This window comes from Clostridium omnivorum (assembly GCF_026012015.1).
In the GTDB taxonomy this organism is placed as follows: Bacteria; Bacillota; Clostridia; order Clostridiales; family Clostridiaceae; genus Clostridium_AX; species Clostridium_AX omnivorum.
Genome location: NZ_BRXR01000001.1, coordinates 2302771 through 2320948 on the forward strand (window position 1 = coordinate 2302771; position 18178 = coordinate 2320948).

21 protein-coding genes are annotated in these 18178 nt (G+C 33.4%); 20 read left to right on the forward strand and 1 reads right to left on the reverse strand.

Features of this window, described 5'->3' with window-relative positions; all coding sequences use genetic code 11:
* The first annotated feature begins 298 nt into the window (after positions 1–298).
* The 17 genes from bsdE14_RS11040 to bsdE14_RS11120 all read left to right on the forward strand — a co-directional run bounded on the left by bsdE14_RS11040 (position 299) and on the right by bsdE14_RS11120 (position 15566).
* Positions 299–1018 (forward strand): zinc metalloprotease, encoded by a 720-nt coding sequence (locus tag bsdE14_RS11040; RefSeq protein WP_264849987.1) that lies wholly within the window; start codon positions 299–301, stop codon positions 1016–1018.
* Positions 1019–1185: 167 nt separating this feature from the next.
* Complete coding sequence (locus tag bsdE14_RS11045) at positions 1186–2154, forward strand: metallophosphoesterase family protein (protein WP_264849988.1); 969 nt, start codon at positions 1186–1188, stop codon at positions 2152–2154.
* Between the two features lie 76 nt (positions 2155–2230).
* A complete protein-coding gene (locus bsdE14_RS11050; RefSeq protein WP_264849989.1) occupies positions 2231–2932 on the forward strand; it encodes a response regulator transcription factor in 702 nt (233 codons plus the stop codon).
* 82 nt (positions 2933–3014) lie between these two features.
* The gene (locus bsdE14_RS11055; protein ID WP_264849990.1) at positions 3015–3938 is read left to right on the forward strand and encodes an ABC transporter ATP-binding protein; all 924 of its coding nucleotides are present in this window, start codon (positions 3015–3017) and stop codon (positions 3936–3938) included.
* Positions 3931–4677, forward strand: a complete 747-nt coding sequence (locus bsdE14_RS11060; RefSeq protein WP_264849991.1) for a DUF2705 family protein — start codon at positions 3931–3933, stop codon at positions 4675–4677. Before bsdE14_RS11055 ends, bsdE14_RS11060 begins: the two co-directional genes overlap by 8 nt.
* An 18-nt stretch (positions 4678–4695) precedes the next feature.
* On the forward strand, positions 4696–5595 hold the full coding sequence (locus bsdE14_RS11065) for a sensor histidine kinase (RefSeq protein ID WP_264849992.1): 900 nt from the start codon (positions 4696–4698) through the stop codon (positions 5593–5595).
* Positions 5596–5927: 332 nt separating this feature from the next.
* On the forward strand, positions 5928–6626 hold the full coding sequence (locus tag bsdE14_RS11070) for a DUF969 domain-containing protein (protein WP_350339565.1): 699 nt from the start codon (positions 5928–5930) through the stop codon (positions 6624–6626).
* 15 nt (positions 6627–6641) lie between these two features.
* Positions 6642–7598: a DUF979 domain-containing protein gene (locus tag bsdE14_RS11075; RefSeq protein ID WP_264849994.1), complete on the forward strand. Its 957-nt coding sequence runs from the start codon at positions 6642–6644 to the stop codon at positions 7596–7598.
* Between the two features lie 107 nt (positions 7599–7705).
* On the forward strand, positions 7706–8347 hold the full coding sequence (gene pcp, locus bsdE14_RS11080) for a pyroglutamyl-peptidase I (protein ID WP_264849995.1): 642 nt from the start codon (positions 7706–7708) through the stop codon (positions 8345–8347).
* 12 nt (positions 8348–8359) lie between these two features.
* On the forward strand, positions 8360–8806 hold the full coding sequence (locus bsdE14_RS11085; protein WP_264849996.1) for a gamma-glutamylcyclotransferase family protein: 447 nt from the start codon (positions 8360–8362) through the stop codon (positions 8804–8806).
* Between the two features lie 135 nt (positions 8807–8941).
* Positions 8942–9625, forward strand: coding sequence for a Crp/Fnr family transcriptional regulator (locus bsdE14_RS11090; protein ID WP_264849997.1), 684 nt, complete (start codon positions 8942–8944; stop codon positions 9623–9625).
* Positions 9626–9770: 145 nt separating this feature from the next.
* Entirely contained in the window at positions 9771–9914 is a 144-nt protein-coding gene (locus bsdE14_RS11095; RefSeq protein WP_264849998.1) for a hypothetical protein, read from the forward strand.
* Between the two features lie 243 nt (positions 9915–10157).
* Positions 10158–10397, forward strand: a complete 240-nt coding sequence (locus tag bsdE14_RS11100; protein WP_264849999.1) for a CDGSH iron-sulfur domain-containing protein — start codon at positions 10158–10160, stop codon at positions 10395–10397.
* A 191-nt stretch (positions 10398–10588) separates the two neighbouring features.
* Positions 10589–11677 carry an HD-GYP domain-containing protein gene (locus bsdE14_RS11105; RefSeq protein WP_264850000.1) on the forward strand — a complete coding sequence of 363 codons (1089 nt, stop codon included), beginning with the start codon at positions 10589–10591 and terminating at the stop codon, positions 11675–11677.
* Positions 11678–11914: 237 nt separating this feature from the next.
* Entirely contained in the window at positions 11915–12364 is a 450-nt protein-coding gene (locus bsdE14_RS11110; protein ID WP_264850001.1) for a helix-turn-helix domain-containing protein, read from the forward strand.
* Positions 12365–12367: 3 nt separating this feature from the next.
* Entirely contained in the window at positions 12368–12691 is a 324-nt protein-coding gene (locus bsdE14_RS11115) for a hypothetical protein (protein WP_264850002.1), read from the forward strand.
* Between the two features lie 331 nt (positions 12692–13022).
* Positions 13023–15566 carry a cation-translocating P-type ATPase gene (locus bsdE14_RS11120; RefSeq protein WP_264850003.1) on the forward strand — a complete coding sequence of 848 codons (2544 nt, stop codon included), beginning with the start codon at positions 13023–13025 and terminating at the stop codon, positions 15564–15566.
* Here bsdE14_RS11120 and bsdE14_RS11125 read toward each other — a convergent pair.
* A complete protein-coding gene (locus tag bsdE14_RS11125) occupies positions 15563–15826 on the reverse strand; it encodes a GIY-YIG nuclease family protein (protein ID WP_264850004.1) in 264 nt (87 codons plus the stop codon). The genes bsdE14_RS11120 and bsdE14_RS11125 overlap by 4 nt on opposite strands.
* Positions 15827–16036: 210 nt before the next feature.
* On the opposite strand from bsdE14_RS11125, the gene bsdE14_RS11130 reads away from it, so the two are divergent.
* The 3 genes from bsdE14_RS11130 (at position 16037) to bsdE14_RS11140 (ending at position 18137) form a co-directional block, all read left to right on the forward strand.
* Positions 16037–16429, forward strand: a complete 393-nt coding sequence (locus bsdE14_RS11130) for a bacteriohemerythrin (protein ID WP_264850005.1) — start codon at positions 16037–16039, stop codon at positions 16427–16429.
* Between the two features lie 91 nt (positions 16430–16520).
* Positions 16521–16724, forward strand: coding sequence for a hypothetical protein (locus bsdE14_RS11135; RefSeq protein WP_264850006.1), 204 nt, complete (start codon positions 16521–16523; stop codon positions 16722–16724).
* Positions 16725–16814: 90 nt separating this feature from the next.
* Positions 16815–18137 carry a peptidoglycan-binding protein gene (locus bsdE14_RS11140; RefSeq protein WP_264850007.1) on the forward strand — a complete coding sequence of 441 codons (1323 nt, stop codon included), beginning with the start codon at positions 16815–16817 and terminating at the stop codon, positions 18135–18137.
* The last annotated feature ends 41 nt before the right edge of the window (positions 18138–18178 follow it).

The following is an 18178-nucleotide window of genomic DNA, read 5'->3' on the forward strand; positions in this document are numbered from 1 at the left end:
ATAGGACTGCTCTATATGTAAATATAGGGCTTATTTAAGTTGTAAAAGATAGGCGCCGAAGCTTTTAGGTGTATATCTTTTTTTATTTGAAAATTAAGTATGGGCCTATATAGCGCCTATAGGCCATAAGTTTTATCATCTATGTCGTATAGTATGCGACATGTAGAATTAATACAATACGACACTGGGGCAGCACTAATAAATAAAAATAGATAATAAGAAAAGCAGAAGAATAGGCAGCTAATGTAATTGTACTAATATGCTATAATGTAAGCATAAGTTAATTAGGGGTGACTTTATGGTGTGGATATTACAATTTATTCTGTATGCAATACTAGGCTTTATACTTTCAAGTTCTATTCATGAATTAGGTCATATTATTACTGGAATAACACAGGGGTTTAATTTCTATTTATTTATAGCAGGACCTTTTGGTTTTAAACGTAATGATAAGGACAAAATTGTATTTTATATAGAAAAAAATATTTCCCTTTGGGGTGGACTTGGAGCAACAATTCCACAAAATGATGATGTAAATAACTTTAAAAAATTTGGACGAGTTCTTTTAGGTGGGCCAATTACATCTATTGTAGTCGGAATTATATGTTTGCCAATAGCTATAATTACAAAGGGTTTATTTTTGATGCTGCTTGGTGTTATGGCTATATCAATGGGAATAGCGTGCTTAATTCCTGCGAGAAATGGTGCGTTTCATACAGATGGTGGAAGGTGGCTCAGAATGCATAAAAGTGAGTCAACAAGAAATGTTGAACTTGCCATTTGGAATTTAACACAAAGCGCAATTATTAATGGAAATCATAAAAAGCTAAATTATGATGAAATAAAGCTTCTTATAAATGACGCAGATACTAGAACACAATATTTGGGGCATTTTTATGCGTATCATCTTTATAAAGATAACAATGACCTTGAAAGCTGTGAAAAGGAAAAAGCTGAACTGGAAAATTTGAAAACAAAAGTGCCAAAACAAGTGGTATCCATGTTTAAAATAGATTAGTATAATGAAAACTTGAAAAAGCTGCATTATAAGAAGTCAATTTGTGACTTTTTTTAATGCAGCTTTAAATATATATTTCTAGTTTACCCTGTCAGCATATATAGTTTTTAATTTATGTGATATCATAATAACATATAATTTTTATAAGATTGGTGGTGCTGGTATTTATGAAAAAAGTAAAGAAAACTATATTAGTTACGATGATTATTGCAGCTGTGTCATTAACAGCTTGTATAAATAGAACAGTACCAGGAAGGGATAACTCAAAAAAAACTAAAGGCACAGTTAATGCTGTAAAGACAGAAGAACCGAAGGATGATACTCTTAGATTTTCAGTATTAGGTGATGTGCATGGAAATGCAGGTAAGCTGGATAAAGCAATTAAAGATTTATATTCTATAAATGATAATATGGATGCTATGATACTAAATGGTGACAATGTGGATGAAGGCTTAGAAAAGCAGTATGATGCAGTACAAGGCATTTTAAATAAAGATTCTAAATTACTGCCTAAAACTATAATAAAGAATATTGGTAATCACGACTATTTTGATTATGCAAAAGGCCAAAACAGTCAAAAGGATGTGGAACACTTTATTAATCTATACTTAAATTTCTCTGGTGAAAAGTCCGTATACCATGATACCTGGATTAAAAATTATCACTTTATATCCTTGGGTTCAGAAAGCGGCAACACTAAAGAGCTGGGGGCAGTAAATGCTACCTTATCAGATAAACAGTTGGATTGGCTAAAGGAAAAGTTAGCAGAAAAGCAGGAGAAGGGCAAGCCTATATTTGTGTTTTTACATCAGCATTTAAGCACAAGTATTAAGGGATGGAATGGAGTAGTTCAGAAGGATAAGCTTACTAAAATATTATCGCAGTATCCAGAGGTTGTTCTCTTTACTTCTCATACTCATGTGCTTTTAAGTATAGATAATGTAAAGCTTAAGCAGCCTTTTACAACTGTTCATACAGGTGCTGTTCATTATGGAATAGAGCCTAATGGATATAAAATAAAAAGGCTATATGATGAAAGCCAAGGACTTTATGTGGAAGTGAAAAATAACAAGGTTACTATTAAAGGCAGAGACTTTGCTAAAAAGTCTTGGGTCTTTTCTAAAGATATAAACTAGAGCTGTGAAATATGGCGAATGAATTTTAAAAAATTTGCTGTGTGGACATCAGCTAAAGGGCTTGGGGGTATTGAATATGAATGAGAATATTAACATTTTAATTGTAGAAGATGATGTGGATATAAACAATCTTCTAAACAAGATATTGAATAGGCATGGATATAGCGTAAGAAGTGCTTATTCTGGCTCTGAGGCAAAGATGTGTTTAGAGCATTATGAATTTCAATTGGTACTACTTGATCTAATGCTGCCTGGTGTAACAGGAGAAGAGCTTGTTGCTGAAATTAGAAAAATGAACACTATGCCTATTATTGTTATATCAGCTAAAACTGGACAAGACACAAAAATAGATTTGCTTAGATTAGGTGCGGACGATTTTGTATCAAAGCCTTTTGATGTGAATGAAGTGCTAGCTAGAGTGGAGGCGCAGCTTAGAAGGTATATGGTATTTTCTGCTGAGGATGAGAAAAGTAATGTTTTAAAACATAAAAATTTATCTTTAAACCCTGATACAGTTGAGGTTATGGTAGATGGCAAGTCTATTAATCTTACAGCTAGAGAGTTTGCAATACTAGAGCTATTAATGTCCTATCCAAACAAGGTTTTTACAAAAGCGAATCTGTTTGAAAAGGTTTGGAATGAAGAGTTCCTGGGGGATGATAATACAGTAAATGTTCATGTAAGCAACCTTCGTTCAAAGATAGCTAAAGAAGACCCGGATACAGAGTATATTCATACTGTATGGGGAATTGGTTTTAAGATGAGTGATAAAACTTAAGGCTTTCTTAAGACTTTGTTTATGGTTTCTTGTATATTTTACCTTATTATATAGATATACAAGGAAGGGGAGAGTGATTTAAGTGGCTAACGTAGTGCTTAAAACAAAAAATTTATCTAAGAAATATAAAAAGCACCTTGCAGTAAATAGCGCAAACTTGGAAGTAAAACAAGGGGATATATATGGTCTAGTAGGTAAAAACGGAGCAGGTAAAACTACTTTGCTTAGAATGATATCTGGTCTTACAATGCCTACCAGCGGTGAGGTTGAAATGTTTGGTGAAGCTTCAAAGAGTGGCATTGGAAGGTCTAGAATGAGAACTGGCTGCATAATAGAAACACCAAGTTTTTTTCCATATCTATCTGCAAAGAAAAATCTTGAATATTATAAAATGCAGAGGGGAATTGTAGAGCCTCAGGCTGTTGATGAGGTTCTGAAAATTGTAGGACTTGATGATGTAGGAAACAAAAAGTTTAAGAACTTTTCTCTAGGAATGAAGCAGCGCCTAGGTCTTGCACTATCTATAATGGCAAGTCCAGATATGCTAATACTAGATGAGCCTATAAATGGTCTAGATCCTACTGGAATTGTAGAGTTTAGAGAAATATTATTAAAGCTAAATAGAGAAAAGAACGTTACTATAGTTATTTCCAGTCATATATTAAGTGAACTTTCTCAGCTTGCAACTACCTATGGATTTATCCATAACGGAGAATTTGTAGAGCAAATTTCTGCAAAGCAGCTGGAGGAAAAGTGTAAGAGCTGCATAGCAATAAAGGTTGACAGTACAGAAAAGGCAGCTGTTATAATAGAAAAACAGCTTAAAACTGAAAAATATGAAGTTTTAAACGGCAATGAAATGAGAATCTATGAGCATATTGATAAACCTGAAACCATAGTAAAAGAGCTCGTAATGAACGGAGTTCTAGTGTCTTCTGTAAATGAAAAGGGAACTAACTTAGAAGACTACTTTATTAGTTTGATAGGGGGGAATCATAATGCTTAATTATATAAAAGCTGAGCTTTATAGATGTTTTAACAGATTATATTTTTGGGTTTTTACAGGCTGTGTAGCTGGTTTGGCATTACTTCTTAATATTATACTTAAGATTAATCATGTTCAAGGTATGGGGCTTACTACATTAACAAGACAGACATCAGCTGCAATTTCACTTCCAGTGTTTTTAGTAATAATTCTTGTAGATATGATTACTTCGGAGGAGCATAAAAATATAACCCTAAGAAATGTGGTTACCTTTGGAATGTCTAGAACTAAAATGATTTTATGTAAAATCATCAGCTCCATAATTCTCATGTTTATAGCTGCGTTTATCATACTTATAGTGTGTTATGGCAGTGGTGCAGCGCTATTTGGGCTTGGCAGTGACTTTCCGGGAACCATTCAGAGTGATTTGCTAAAAATGGTTATAGCAATACCATTATGGATTGCAGCTATATCCTTTGGTACACTTTTAGCTCTTCTATTTACTAATAATACAGCCTTTGCATTTATTTATGCGGGTGCCTTTGTAGTGATTAAAAGCATAATAAAACTACTTGCGATATTAGTTTCTGATAAGTTCATGAAAGTACGTGATTTACTTATAACAACGCAGCTGGATAAGGTAGGTTCTGTAACAGCCACAAGTCATGATTATGTTCTGGCCATAGTGTCAGGCATAGTGTACACTGCTATATTTATAACATTAAGCGTAGTATACTTTGAAAGAAAAGAAGTTAAATAGGAGAAAGGGGTGGTATGTATGGAATATTTACTTGGTATAAGCTTAATAACTTCTGTATTATTTATCACCCTTTATGTTTCAACCAGAAAAGAATTATCTGATGCAGCTAATAAGTTAAATAGAATTAATAACTCAAATACAAACTCAAAGCTTTTAATAGCTACACCAGATAAAAAAATGCAGAGCCTGGCTCTGGAGATTAATAAGACACTAGAAGAAAAGCAAAAGACAGAAATTAAATATAAAAGAATGGATGCGGAGCTTAGGCAGGCAATTGCTAATATCTCACATGACCTTAGAACGCCTCTTACTTCAATTATGGGGTATATGCAGCTTATGGAGGACAGAGATTTATCTTTGGAAGAGCGTAGGCAGTATGCGGATATAGTAGACAGAAGAGCTAAGGATCTTCAAACCTTAATATCCACCTTTTATGATATGTCGAGGCTTGAGGCCAATGAATATAAGTTTGAATTAAAGGCTGTTAACCTTACAAATATTATTGTAGATATCATTGCTTCCTTTTATAATGATTTTTCAAGCAAAGGAATAGAACCTTCTATTGATGTAGACGAAAAGGCAGCAGTGATTATTGCTGATGAAAATGCTGTAAGAAGAGTGTTTTCAAACCTAATACAAAATATGATAAAGTATGGGGAAAAGAATGTAGAAATATCTTTAAAGCAGCATAAGAATTGTGTAGAGACTGTGTTTACAAACTATGCTCCTGGTTTAACGGAGGAGGATGTAACTCACCTATTTGAGCGTTCCTTCACAGCAGATAGAAATAGAACTGGAAACAGTACAGGTCTTGGCCTTGCTATTACGAGGCGGCTGGTAGAGCAAATGGGACATATGGTTTCTGCAGCACTCATTGATGGAAAACTTAGCATTATAATAAAGTGGATGAAAAGATAAGTATATGATTTTAAAAAGTATAGATTATTGTTATTGAATAGCAATAATCTATACTTTTTTTATGGTAAAGTGCTTTCATGGTGCTATGAAATTAAAGTGATACAAATTTATATTTAATAATAAAAAATGATGGATGGGGGTGTATAAGTTGCAAATATTCACATTATAACTAGAAAAAATAAAGATCCCATTAAAATAAATTATGAAATATGTAGTGTAGGATACATCAAAAACTTAAAAATTTTGATAATTTATATATAGGCCAATATCAATAAATGCAGATAAGTAAGCTATCTGCAGCATTACACTTATACAGAGGGGGTATTAAAATGATTAAACTTATTGGTATCGCAATCATAATTGTAGGGTTATTTTTAAAACTAGACACTATAGCAGTAGTTGTGTTTGCAGGAATTACTACTGGACTCGTGTCAGGAATGTCCTTTAATGACGTTATGAAAACCTTAGGCAATGCTTTTGTAGTTAACAGGTATATGTCTATATTTATCATAACTTTACCTGTTATAGGACTTATGGAAAGATACGGACTTCGTGAAAGGGCAGCATATTTAATAAGCAAAATAAAGTCTGCTACTGTTGGAAGATTAAATGCTATTTATCTTGTTATAAGAACTCTTGCTTCAATGTTCGGTCTTAGAATAGGTGGACATGTTCAGTTTATTAGACCACTGATACTTCCAATGGCTCAAGGAGCTGGAGACAGCAGATATGGAGAGATGGACGAAGAAGATAAGGAAATAGTTAAAGGTCTTTCTGGAGCTGTTGAAAACTATGGTAACTTCTTTGGACAGAACTTCTTTGTTGCATCAGGTGGAGTGCTTTTAATTGTAGGAGTTATGAAGGAGCTTAAATATCCAGTTGAAGCAATAAGTATTGCAAAGGCATCACTTCCTATAGCTCTTATTATAATGGTGGTAGGTACGCTTCAATTTTTGTATTATGATAGAAAGCTTGATAAAAAGTATAAAGCTAAAATTAAAACAGATAAAAATAATTCTGAAAAAATGTAGTTAGGAGGTAGGATTATGCTAAAGGATTCATTAACAGAAGTTTTATATGTATTATGTGGAATCATTGCCTTTTATTCAGTTTATGCCACACTTAAAGATAAGAAACATCCCTCAAGAATACCAACTGCCTTGTTTTGGGCAATACTAGGCTTTATATTTACCTTTAGTAGAATAGGAACACTTTGGGGAAATAAAAAGATTGCAGTAAATGATACTTTTGTAGGATATCTTGTGCTAGCAATGGCTGTGCTTTCAGCTCTTAAGCTTGTTAAGTTCAATAAGTTTGAGGAATCTTCTAGAGAATTTAAAGAAAAGATGTCAATGAAAATTGGAAATAAAATATTTGTACCGGCTCTAGTTCTTGCAGTGGTGGCTTTTGTAGTTGCACAATTCTGGACACAACAGCTTGGTTCTCTAGTTGCACTTGGAATTTCAGCAGTACTTGCTTTGGTTGTAGCATTATCAATTACAAAAGGTAAAACTCACGAAGTTGCTGAGGACTCTAGAAGATTATTAGAGCTTGTTGGCCCCGTAAGCATGCTGCCTCAGATTTTGGCAGCCTTAGGATCTGTATTTACTGCTGCTGGAGTGGGAACAGTTATAGCTAATGGAATAAAGACAGTTGTACCACAAGGCAATATTTTCCTTGGTGTTACAGCCTATTGCTTAGGTATGGCGCTGTTTACTATGATAATGGGTAATGCCTTCGCAGCTTTTGCTGTAATTACAGCAGGAATAGGAGTACCCTTCGTATTTACTCAAGGTGCAGATCCAGTAATAGCCTCAGCTCTTGCACTTACAGCAGGCTTTTGTGGTACACTTATAACACCAATGGCAGCTAATTTCAACATAGTACCAAATGCAATTTTGGAGATTAAGGATAAAAAGTATGGAGTTATAAAATACCAGCTTCCAGTTGCCATAGTTATGCTTTTAATCCATATAGGACTTATGTATGTCTGGGCATTTTAAGGATAATATTTAAAATATAATTTAAGATAAGACATTAAATTATAAGGGATGAATTGATGCTGTTTACATGCAGCATCAGGATCTCTTATTTACTAGGAGGAAGCCACATGAAAATATTAGTAACAGGATTTGAACCTTTTGGAGGAGAGAAAATTAATCCATCATTAGAAGCTGTTAAGATGCTTCAAAGCAATATTGCAGGTGCAGATATTGTTAAGGTTCCAATGCCAGTAGTATTTGGAAAATCCATTGAGAAGCTTGAAGAAGCAATAAAGTTGGAGAAACCTGATGTAGTAATATGCGTTGGACAGGCTGGAGGCAGATTTGAAATATCCATTGAAAGAGTTGCTATTAATGTAGATGATGCAAGAATAGCTGACAATGAAGGAAATCAGCCTATAGATGAAAAGATATTTGATGATGGTGAAGCAGCTTATTTTGCAACCCTGCCAATCAAGGCAATGGTTGAAGAGATGAGAAAAGGCGGCGTACCTGCTGCGGTATCCAATACAGCAGGAACTTATGTATGTAACAATATAATGTATGGTCTTTTATATTTGGCAAGTAAGAAGTATCCAGGTATCAGAGGAGGCTTTATACATGTTCCATTTATTCCTGAACAGGTAATAGGAAAAGCTAATACTCCATATATGACCTTGGAGCAAATGGCAAAGGGTTTATCATTGGCTATAAAAGCCGTAGTAGAGAATAAGGATGATATAAAAGTAACTCATGGCAAAATATGCTAAGGGGTGATCTTTGTGGCAAAAAAATTTTTCGTATATGGAACACTTTTAGAAGGATTTATTAATTATGAAAAATACTTAAAAGGAAAGATAATAACAAGAGAATATGCTAAAACAAAAGGGGAACTATATCATCTAGTGGATTGTGGATATCCTGCTATGGTAGATGGCTGTGATTATGTTTATGGAGAACTCATTGATTTTGAAGATTATACAAACACTGTAAGAGAAATTGATGAAATGGAGCATTACTTTGGAGAAAATAATGCTAATAATGAATACAATAGGCTAGAAATTGAAGTTGAACTTCTAGAAGGCAAAGGGTGTGAAACAGCCTATGCTTATATTTACAATTTAAAGAGCGCAGAAGAGCTTAGAAGTAAAGATATTTATATAAAGGACGGAGACTGGAAAAAGTTCTGCAATAAACATAATGCTAAGCATAAAAATCTAGCAGGCTAAAAGCTTCGTCTATAGCACTAAAAACCTTGATTTTATTCAGGGTTTTTTTGTGCTATTTACCAATAGTAAATATTCGCGGAATTTGGTATAATTCTAACATAGTTCAATAGTAATCATGATTAGGTGGTGAAAGAGTTGTATAATTCTCTGTTCGATGAAAATAGACAAAACGCTATGAGAGATTATTTTTTAAACAATTTAGGTAAAAAAGGGATAATTAGGAAATATTCCAGAAATGAGATTATTGAATTACACAGTGATGATTACTTTGGAATTGTTGTTAAGGGAATTGTATCTATAAATGTGCTTAATTCCAACGGAAATGAAAAGATGCTGTATGTTCTCCGCCCAGGAGAAATATTTGAGGAGATGAACTATTTTTGTGGGGGGTCAAAGCTGACAGTGGCAAGGGTTAAGGAAAATGCTGAAGTTTCCATAATATATAAGAATGTATTGGAGCCAGAGCTTGCTGATAACCCAGAAGCCTATAGATACTTTCTTCACAGCGTCACTAGAAAATATAGAATAGTTATGCTTCAAATGACTAATAGTGTTTTTAACGATTCTATTGGGAAGATAGCTGATACCCTATTGAGGATGGCATCCTGCAGTATTGGTACTGGTGAATCAGAAAAAATTATCATAGATACGCCTTTTACTCATCAGGAATTAGCAAATAATATAGGCTGCTCCAGAATCACGGTTACTAAATTTTTAAATAAATTTATTGATGAAGGCATAATTATTTATGAGGATAAAAGAATAGTGATTAAAAATAGAGAGGCCTTAAAACAATATATAAATGTAATTGAGGAGTAAGTTAATGTTTGCCTAACTGAGTTATTCAGTTAGGTTTTTATTATGAATTTTATTAGTCCTATTTGGAAAAACTATATAGGAGAAGTATGTTTAAAATAATAGTTTTTACATGCTGATCATTAAAAAATAAATAGGAGTGACTCAAATGGACAAAAATCACAAGAAAAAACATGAAAGTAAGGAACGGGACGAGGTAAAGCAAAATAGAGATGAGGACTATAATGTTCTTAATCCTGTAATGGGAAGCAAGATGCCCATGAGATGTTTGCTTAATAAATACTTTATATAAAGCTTAGCTGTAAGGGAGAAAAGTATATCTTACTAGAGTTAAAAATATGCAATGTTATAAAAGTGTAATTGTTAAACCAGTATATGTGGCTAAATAATTACACTTATTTTATTTAATAATTAAGTGGGTAGTTGGTATGGCGAGGTAATATAGTATGCTTTTATTAAATTTTAGTTAAAAAAAGGATTTTATATTATAAAATAGAATTTCATATATAAAATAAGAATAAGGAGAGTGATATCTATGGAAGAACCAAAAATTAGTCAAAAATCACCAATACCAGTTGAACTTAAAGAAGGAGAAACATATTATTGGTGTTCTTGTGGTAGGAGTGGTAAACAACCATTTTGCGATGGATCTCACAAAGGAACATCTTTTAAGCCATTAGCTTTTACAGCTGAAAAAGATGGAACTGCTTATTTATGTGCTTGTAAGCATACAAAAAATCCACCATATTGTGATGGAACACATAAAAATCTTTAATGCAATATTTTTGGAGCTCTTAACAGAGCTCCTTTTTTACATTTCTTTTAGAATTCAAAAATGTAAGTGCAAATTTCAAGAAAATTTAAATTAATAATAAAAAACATATCTAGAAATGTAAGGAACAGTACGATAATGTAATTATAATATATATTTGTTAACATTAATAATTGATTAAGAGGTGAAGTTGGATGGAAGACCACAAAAAATTAATATCAATCAAGGATATAAAAGAGGGAATGATAGCTGCTGCAGATATTTATGACAGAAACAATATATTACTAGCAAAAGGTCAACCAATTACTGAGCCGGTTATAGCTACACTTAAACAGTCTTATGTGGTAACTAGCGTTGAAGTATATGTAGGAAGTGATTTGCCTGAAAAGAAATTAAATGATACGTTATCGTTTAACTTAAAAACCATAGATGAACTTGAGGATATTTTAAATAGTTTCTCTGTTGATTTAGAGGAAACATTTGAAAGTATATCAGACGTGAAGCAAACTGATATAGAAGAGTTGAGAGCTTTTACGAGAAATATTCGAGATAAATTTACTGCAACAGATGCAATTCTTAGAAATATTGCTTTTAACAGAAGCACAGAGGAAAACTTTTATAGACATAGTACAAACGTGGCTGCTATTAGCTTTATACTTGGAAAGTGGCTGGGGATTGCTGGGAAGGAACTAAATTTTTTGATTTACTCTGCAGTGCTTCATGATTTTGGTAAAACAAAACTAGATAAAGATATTGTAGAAAAGAGTACCAAGCTAACTTCTAATGAATATAAGATATTTAAGACACATCCTATTATTGGTTATGAATTTATAAAAAAGTTTCCGTATTTAGATCCTTCCGTGGGCTATGGAATTCTGATGCATCATGAACGTATGGATGGATCTGGATATCCGCTAGGTCTTAAGGGTGATGAGATACACAAATTTGCGAAAATAATTGCAATTGCAGATTTATTTGATGAAATTAGTTCAGGAACATACTCAAAAGAAGTTAGAGGACCTTTTGAAGTGCTTAATATAATCAGGGAAGAAAGTGTAAAAAAACTTGACTATAAATACTGCGATATGTTTTTAAGGCACATGATAAATTTCTATATTGGAGAAGAGGTAATTCTAAGCGATAAGCGAGTATGCAAGGTTGTTAAAGTGAATATGGATAATCTACTAAATCCTATATTGCTTCAAGGTAATGTGTTGATTGATTTAAGTAATGAAAAGGACATATATGTTGAAAGCTTTTTTAACGGGGTTAAAAATGAATAGTGCTATAGAAGAACCTTGAAAAACCAAGGTTCTTTTTTGAGTCTTGATTTATATATTGTTAATGCAGAAAATCATAAATGCATGATATATTAAGTAAAAAAATGCTATGGTATAATATGGATATAACCAATGTAACATGCAATGCAACTAAGGTGTTACATTTAGAAATTCAAAGTTGGTGGAGATTTAACTTGCTAAGAATTATTATAAAGTTGTATTAAGTAACGGAGGTGCTATATGAGTTTAGGAAGAAAAATAGCAGATGCTAGGAAGGAAAAAAATTTAACGCAAGAACAGCTAGCTGAGCTAATGTCAGTAACTAGACAGTCAATTTCAAGGTGGGAATCGGATCAGTCGTATCCGGAGATGGATAAGATAGTTTATCTGGCAGAAATATTGGGTGTAAGCTGTGATTATCTACTGAATGATAATTGTGATAAAGTGGAAGTGAAAAAAGAAAACAGCAGCGCAGTAACCCGTCTTTTATACGGTTCAAAAGGAAAAAAGGTTAAGTTAAGTTTTTATAATGATGCCATTGATTATGACCTTTTAAATATTACTTGTGTAATTGAAGATTTTGATGGGCAGTGGATTAATGTTCAATATACCAAGGGCAAGAAAACGGAAACAAAATTACTGCCTATTTCCTCAATACTTTCTATAAAGTATGTGAAGGAGGAAAAATAGTATATGGAATCAATAGGTTATATCTTTGGAATAGCTGCACTGATTTGGTGTGTAAGCTTATCATCAGAAGTTGCTAAGCTTAAGCGTATGATTAAAGAATGTGGTATAAGTAATTCTGAAAAAGCATCTTTAAGAGGTATTTTAGGAAAGAATATAGGCAGGCTTGGAAAAATTAAATTTGAAAGTGATGCTGAAGATTACGAGATATTATCAAAGTATTGTCTGCTTGAAGATATTGATGAAGATTGGTTATTGGTGAAAATAGAAAAATCCGAAATTGAAAAGCTAATAAGAATAGAATCAATAAAAGGTATTCAATTTAAATAATTCTAGATTTGTAATGAGAGAATAATTGGTATTGTCTCAAAATATTAAGCTCATATTTATATGGGCTTTTTTTATACAAAGAAATAATATTTAATTTAGCCTACTGATAACAACTTCCACTTGAAGCTATAGTGCAAGTGATATTAAAAGGCAAATGAAACAAAATCCCTTTATCAAATGATAATAATTACAATTGATAACTAATAGGTTAAATCGTTGGAAATAATATAATTTGGAAATATTTTATTATCATTTGATAACAAAATGGAAACTGCTGCATATACTATAAATATATCCGGATGAATAAAAAAATAATAAAGAGGTAAAAGGGATGGAGTGTGAAAATTTAAAAGGCTTAACTACTGATGAGGTTAAGGAGCTTCAGAAAAGGTATGGTTTAAATGAGTTTGTTAAAAATGAAAAGCCTAATCCAATTAAAAAGTTTTTGGGGGTTTTTAAGGAACCTATGTTTTTGCTTCTAGTAGGAGCAGCTTTACTATATTTTATTTTGGGAGAGCCAAGAGAAGCAGGCATACTGCTTATATTTGTAGTGTTCGTAGCTACAATAACCTTTGTTCAGGAATGGAAAACAGAAAAGACTATGAATGCTTTAAAGGAACTGACCTCGCCACATGTAACAGTTTTGCGTGATGGAAAGAAAGAGGTTATAAAGAGCTTTGAGCTTGTACCAGGAGATATAGTGTTTATATCTGAGGGTGAGAGAATACCTGCAGACTGTATAGTTATAGAGACTTCTAACTTTTCAGTGGATGAATCAGTGCTTACTGGTGAATCAGAGCACGTGTTTAAATATGCAGCTAAAGCAGAGGATGAAAGTAAAGGGGACTATTGGAGAACAGATATGCTTTATGCTGGAACCCTATCTGTTTTTGGAACCTGTACAGCAAAGGTTTCAGCTACAGGCTTCAGCACTGAATATGGCAAGATAAGCAAGGCCATCAGTGAGACTAAGGAAGAGCTGACACCACTCCAAAAGAAAACTCAGCATTTAGTAAAGATATTAGCTATTGCTGGGCTAGTACTCTGCATTATGGTAATAGCTTTAACTTATGTTTATAACCATGACATAATACAAAGTATTTTGTCTGGCATAACCTTAGCTATGGCTATTATTCCAGAGGAGTTTCCTGTAGTTTTAACTGTGTTTTTATCTTTAGGAGCTTTTAGATTAGCTAAGAATAATACACTAATGAGAAAGGTTTCAGCAGTGGAAACCTTGGGCGCAGCTACAGTTTTAGGAGTAGACAAAACAGGAACCATAACAAAAAATTTAATGGAAGTAAGAAAGATTTTTGAAGCAGGTAAGCTAAGTGACTCAAAGAGCTTTAGCTCAGAGAAGCTAGCAGAGCTTATGATTATGTCCTGTGAAAAAGATCCTTATGATCCTATGGAAAAAGCCATTGTAGATTGTACCAGCGGTGTAATAGCGGATAGACATAAAATATACAACCTAGATATAGCTCATAAAATAGCTTTTGATTCAAAGACAAAGAGAATGGCTAATATATATACTTTGGAAAATGGCTATTATGTGGCAGCTAAGGGTTCTCCAGAAACTATCCTGCCCCTTTGCAAGCTTCGGGAAGCAGAATTTAATAGAGTTCAAGCTGTTATAGATAATTTAGCTTCTAGGGGGCTACGGGTTCTTGCCTTTGCAGAGGATTACTCAGATGGGCTTTATGAAAATCTAGAAGAATATAGCCTGAGCTTTAAAGGACTCGTAGGGCTTCAAGATCCTCCAAAGGAAGGTGTAGAAGAGGCTATAGAGCTCTGTAGAAAAGCAGGTATAAGAGTAGTTATGATAACGGGAGATTATAGTAAAACAGCAATGGCCATAGGCAATGAAATAGGTCTTCAATTTAAAGATTTAGTTATAACTGGTGAAGATATTGATAATATGTCAGAGGAAGAACTCAAGGCTGCAGTTAAACACTGCGATATATTTTCAAGAGTTATTCCAGAACATAAGATGAAAATTGTTAAGGCATTAAAGGCTAATGGTGAAATAGTTGCTATGACAGGGGATGGAGTTAATGATGCTCCTGCACTAAAGAACGCTGACATAGGTATTGCTATGGGAAAGCGCGGTACAGAAGTAGCAAAGGAAGCTGCGCATATGATATTGATGGATGATAACTTTACTACCATAGTTAGGTCAGTGAAGGATGGCAGGAGAATTTTTGATAATATAAGAAAGGCTATGGTTTATATAATGGTTATCCATATTCCTATAATGGCCTTAGCGTTATTTTCTCCATTATTTAATCTTCCGCAGATTCTTTTGCCAGTTCACATAGTTCTACTAGAACTAATAATAGACCCAACTTGCTCCATAGTGTTTGAAGGTGAAGAAGCAGAGCCTTATATAATGGATCAGCCTCCAAGGTCACCTAATGAGCCACTTCTTACTAAGGTTATGGCTGTAAAAGTAATTTTGCAGGGGCTAGTTATGTTTGCAGCGGCCTTTGTACCTTTCCACTACTTAGTTGACAGTGGAATTTCAGTAGAAATAGCTAGAAGCTTTTCGCTAATGACACTAATTGTATCTAATGTAGTGCTGGTGCTTGTAAATAGATCAAATACTCAATATTTATATAAAGTATTTAAGGAGCCAACAAATAAAGCCAGACTATATATAAATAGTTTAGCTTTGGTTATGATATTTGCCATAGTCTACATTCCTGGACTGCAGTCTATATTCAAGACTGCAGCAATGGAACCGGCTATGCTTTTGGTATCGCTATTACTAGGCGTTATAGCTACAGGCTGGTGGGAAGTAGTTAAGCTGTTTTCAGCAAAAACAGAGATTGAAGAAGCAGTAGTTAAATTAGAAGATAAATATGATACAAATTAACTGTAAGGTGTTTCCACTTTAAAGTTGGATATAAGCTTAAGCTTTTGAACTTTTGTTAACTGCTTTATAGCGTATTCTCTCTTTTGAGCAGATATTTTATCTTCATAAGTCTCATAATATACAAGTTTTACGGGGAGTCTAGCTCTTGTATATTTTGAGGCTTTTCCTTTTTGATGGGTTTCTAATCTTTTCTCTAAATTGTTTGTCCACCCTGTGTACAAGGTTTTGTCAGAGCATTCAAGTATATAAACATAATTCACACATATCACCAATAATATTATAAACTAAAAACAACAGCATTAAAATGGATAAGTCATAAGAAGCTTTCATATGCAATGGTTATGCAGGGGTGTTAAATTTTTGTTATTTATTAAAATTATTTGCCAAGGTCATATTTAGATATGATATAATTTTCAAATATAACATTTTAATAATCAAAAGAACTTTTATGAATTATTGGGGGTACAGAGATGTTTGAATGGAAGAAAGAATACGAAACTAAGGTAGATAAAATTGATGAGCAGCATAAAAAGTTATTCGAAATTGGAAACAGATTGTACGAGCTTATTAAGAATGATTTAGTTATTGATAAGTACGACAAAATTATGGATATTATAGTAGAACTTAAAAATTACACTGTATTTCACTTTCAATTTGAAGAAAATTATATGATGGAAATAGGATATAAAAAGTTCCTATCTCATAAGGTACAGCATGATGATTTTATAAAAAAATTCAATGATATTGACTTTAAGAAAATTGATAATAGCCAAGATAAATATATGTTAGAATTAATGAATTTCATATACGAATGGATTGATGGACATATACTTGGTACAGATATGCAGTATGTTCAAAAATAATTAATTAAAGTTGTGGTAAAAAGTCAGTAATAATGCATATTTTGTTAGTGAGCAATATAATTATATTAAACAAATATGTAGAGGAGATATTATGAGATTTTTATTATGGCCCTTTGAGGCAATCTTCAAGTTAGCATCTGGCATAATAAAAACTACTGGAAGGCTTACAGCTATTATTTTAGGAATTGTTTTTATGATAGTAGGGGTAGCTGTTAGCTTAACTATAGTTGGTGCAATAATAGGTATACCATTAGCATTATTTGGATTTATGCTTATGGTTAAAGGATTCTTTTAGTAAAGCTCGAGTTTAAACTCGAGTATTTTATTTTTCAATTATATGTAACTTCTAAGCATCGCCATTAATAAACTGTTAAGGGGTGGTTTTATGCAAGCAATTAATATGAGCAATGCAAAGGGCATTGATGTTTCAAATTATGATACCAATGTGGATTGGGCCAAGGTAAAAGCTGCGGGGTATTCTTTTGCATTTATAAAATCTACAGAAGGGGTAACCTTTGTAGATCAAGAATTTAATAGAAGCTATAGCAATGCTAGGGCAAATGGTATCATTGCTGGTCCTTACCATTACGCAAGACCTTATAATGATGCCATAAAGGAAGCGGATTTTTTTGTGGATACTGTTAGATCTTTTAACGGTTTTCAAAATGGAGATTTGCCACCAGTACTTGATATTGAGTCAAATGCTGGTTTAGGGCGAGCAGAAATAGTTAGCTGGTGCAGAACCTTTATTAATAGGGTAAAGGACAGAACAGGTCTGCAGCCTATGTTGTACACATATTTATATTTTGCAAAGGATTATCTTGACGAATCCTTAGGTGATGTACTATTGTGGTTTGCAAGATATGGAGTAAATGTGCCAGAGGATGTTGCAGGATGGAGTAAGTGGACTTTTCTTCAGTATTCCGATACAGGAACAGTTGATGGCGTTAATGCCACTGCGGTAGATTTAAATCTCTTCTATGGAGATGAAACAGAACTAATAGCTTTTGTTAATGGCAAACAGGGCCTAGTTCCAAGTCCAAATCCAACTCCTATGCTTAGATTAGGGGATACAGGAAAGGCTGTAGAGGGACTTCAAAAACAGCTTGCAGAGCTTGGATATTATACTGACAATATAGATGGAATTTTTGGACCTAATACGGATAAGGCAGTAAGATTATTTCAATCAATAAATGGCTTAGCTGTAGATGGTATTGTTGGTCCAAATACTTGGGATAAGTTGATGAATTCTCCAATAAAAAATCCTGGAACAATAAATAATACCGGTGTTTTGAAATTAGGAGATAGCGGGGATGCTGTAACGAAGCTTCAAAGTAATCTAGCAAGCCTTGGATTTTCACCTGGAACTATAGATGGTATATTTGGACCGAATACTGAAGCTGCAGTTAGAGGTTTCCAAGGGGCATATGGAATAACCATAGACGGAATTGCTGGACCGCAGACCTTAAAAGCAATAGATATAGCTCTAAATCTATCAAAGCCAACCTTAAGTGTTGGAGATTCTGGAGCAGCTGTAGCTGAACTTCAGCAGTATTTATTAAATTTGGGTTATTCAGTAGGCCCAGTAGATGGCATATTTGGGCGAAACACTAAGAGAGCTGTACTGGCATTTCAAGGAACAGTAGGCCTTACTCCAGATGGTATTGTTGGACCAAAAACCTGGGTAGCTATTCTTGTTAGAAGTTAATAAAAGGATTATACTAGTGAAATTTTACTAGTATAGTCCTT

What these genes read in the sequence shown, in the direction of transcription:
- bsdE14_RS11040 (WP_264849987.1), top strand. Translation starts at nt 299, where the DNA reads ATGGTGTGGATATTACAATTTATTCTGTATGCAATACTAGGCTTTATA.
- bsdE14_RS11045 (WP_264849988.1), top strand. Translation starts at nt 1,186, where the DNA reads ATGAAAAAAGTAAAGAAAACTATATTAGTTACGATGATTATTGCAGCT.
- bsdE14_RS11050 (WP_264849989.1), top strand. Translation starts at nt 2,231, where the DNA reads ATGAATGAGAATATTAACATTTTAATTGTAGAAGATGATGTGGATATA.
- bsdE14_RS11060 (WP_264849991.1), top strand. Translation starts at nt 3,931, where the DNA reads ATGCTTAATTATATAAAAGCTGAGCTTTATAGATGTTTTAACAGATTA.
- bsdE14_RS11065 (WP_264849992.1), top strand. Translation starts at nt 4,696, where the DNA reads ATGGAATATTTACTTGGTATAAGCTTAATAACTTCTGTATTATTTATC.
- bsdE14_RS11075 (WP_264849994.1), top strand. Translation starts at nt 6,642, where the DNA reads ATGCTAAAGGATTCATTAACAGAAGTTTTATATGTATTATGTGGAATC.
- pcp (WP_264849995.1), top strand. Translation starts at nt 7,706, where the DNA reads ATGAAAATATTAGTAACAGGATTTGAACCTTTTGGAGGAGAGAAAATT.
- bsdE14_RS11095 (WP_264849998.1), top strand. Translation starts at nt 9,771, where the DNA reads ATGGACAAAAATCACAAGAAAAAACATGAAAGTAAGGAACGGGACGAG.
- bsdE14_RS11100 (WP_264849999.1), top strand. Translation starts at nt 10,158, where the DNA reads ATGGAAGAACCAAAAATTAGTCAAAAATCACCAATACCAGTTGAACTT.
- bsdE14_RS11105 (WP_264850000.1), top strand. Translation starts at nt 10,589, where the DNA reads ATGGAAGACCACAAAAAATTAATATCAATCAAGGATATAAAAGAGGGA.
- bsdE14_RS11110 (WP_264850001.1), top strand. Translation starts at nt 11,915, where the DNA reads ATGAGTTTAGGAAGAAAAATAGCAGATGCTAGGAAGGAAAAAAATTTA.
- bsdE14_RS11115 (WP_264850002.1), top strand. Translation starts at nt 12,368, where the DNA reads ATGGAATCAATAGGTTATATCTTTGGAATAGCTGCACTGATTTGGTGT.
- bsdE14_RS11120 (WP_264850003.1), top strand. Translation starts at nt 13,023, where the DNA reads ATGGAGTGTGAAAATTTAAAAGGCTTAACTACTGATGAGGTTAAGGAG.
- bsdE14_RS11130 (WP_264850005.1), top strand. Translation starts at nt 16,037, where the DNA reads ATGTTTGAATGGAAGAAAGAATACGAAACTAAGGTAGATAAAATTGAT.
- bsdE14_RS11135 (WP_264850006.1), top strand. Translation starts at nt 16,521, where the DNA reads ATGAGATTTTTATTATGGCCCTTTGAGGCAATCTTCAAGTTAGCATCT.
- bsdE14_RS11140 (WP_264850007.1), top strand. Translation starts at nt 16,815, where the DNA reads ATGCAAGCAATTAATATGAGCAATGCAAAGGGCATTGATGTTTCAAAT.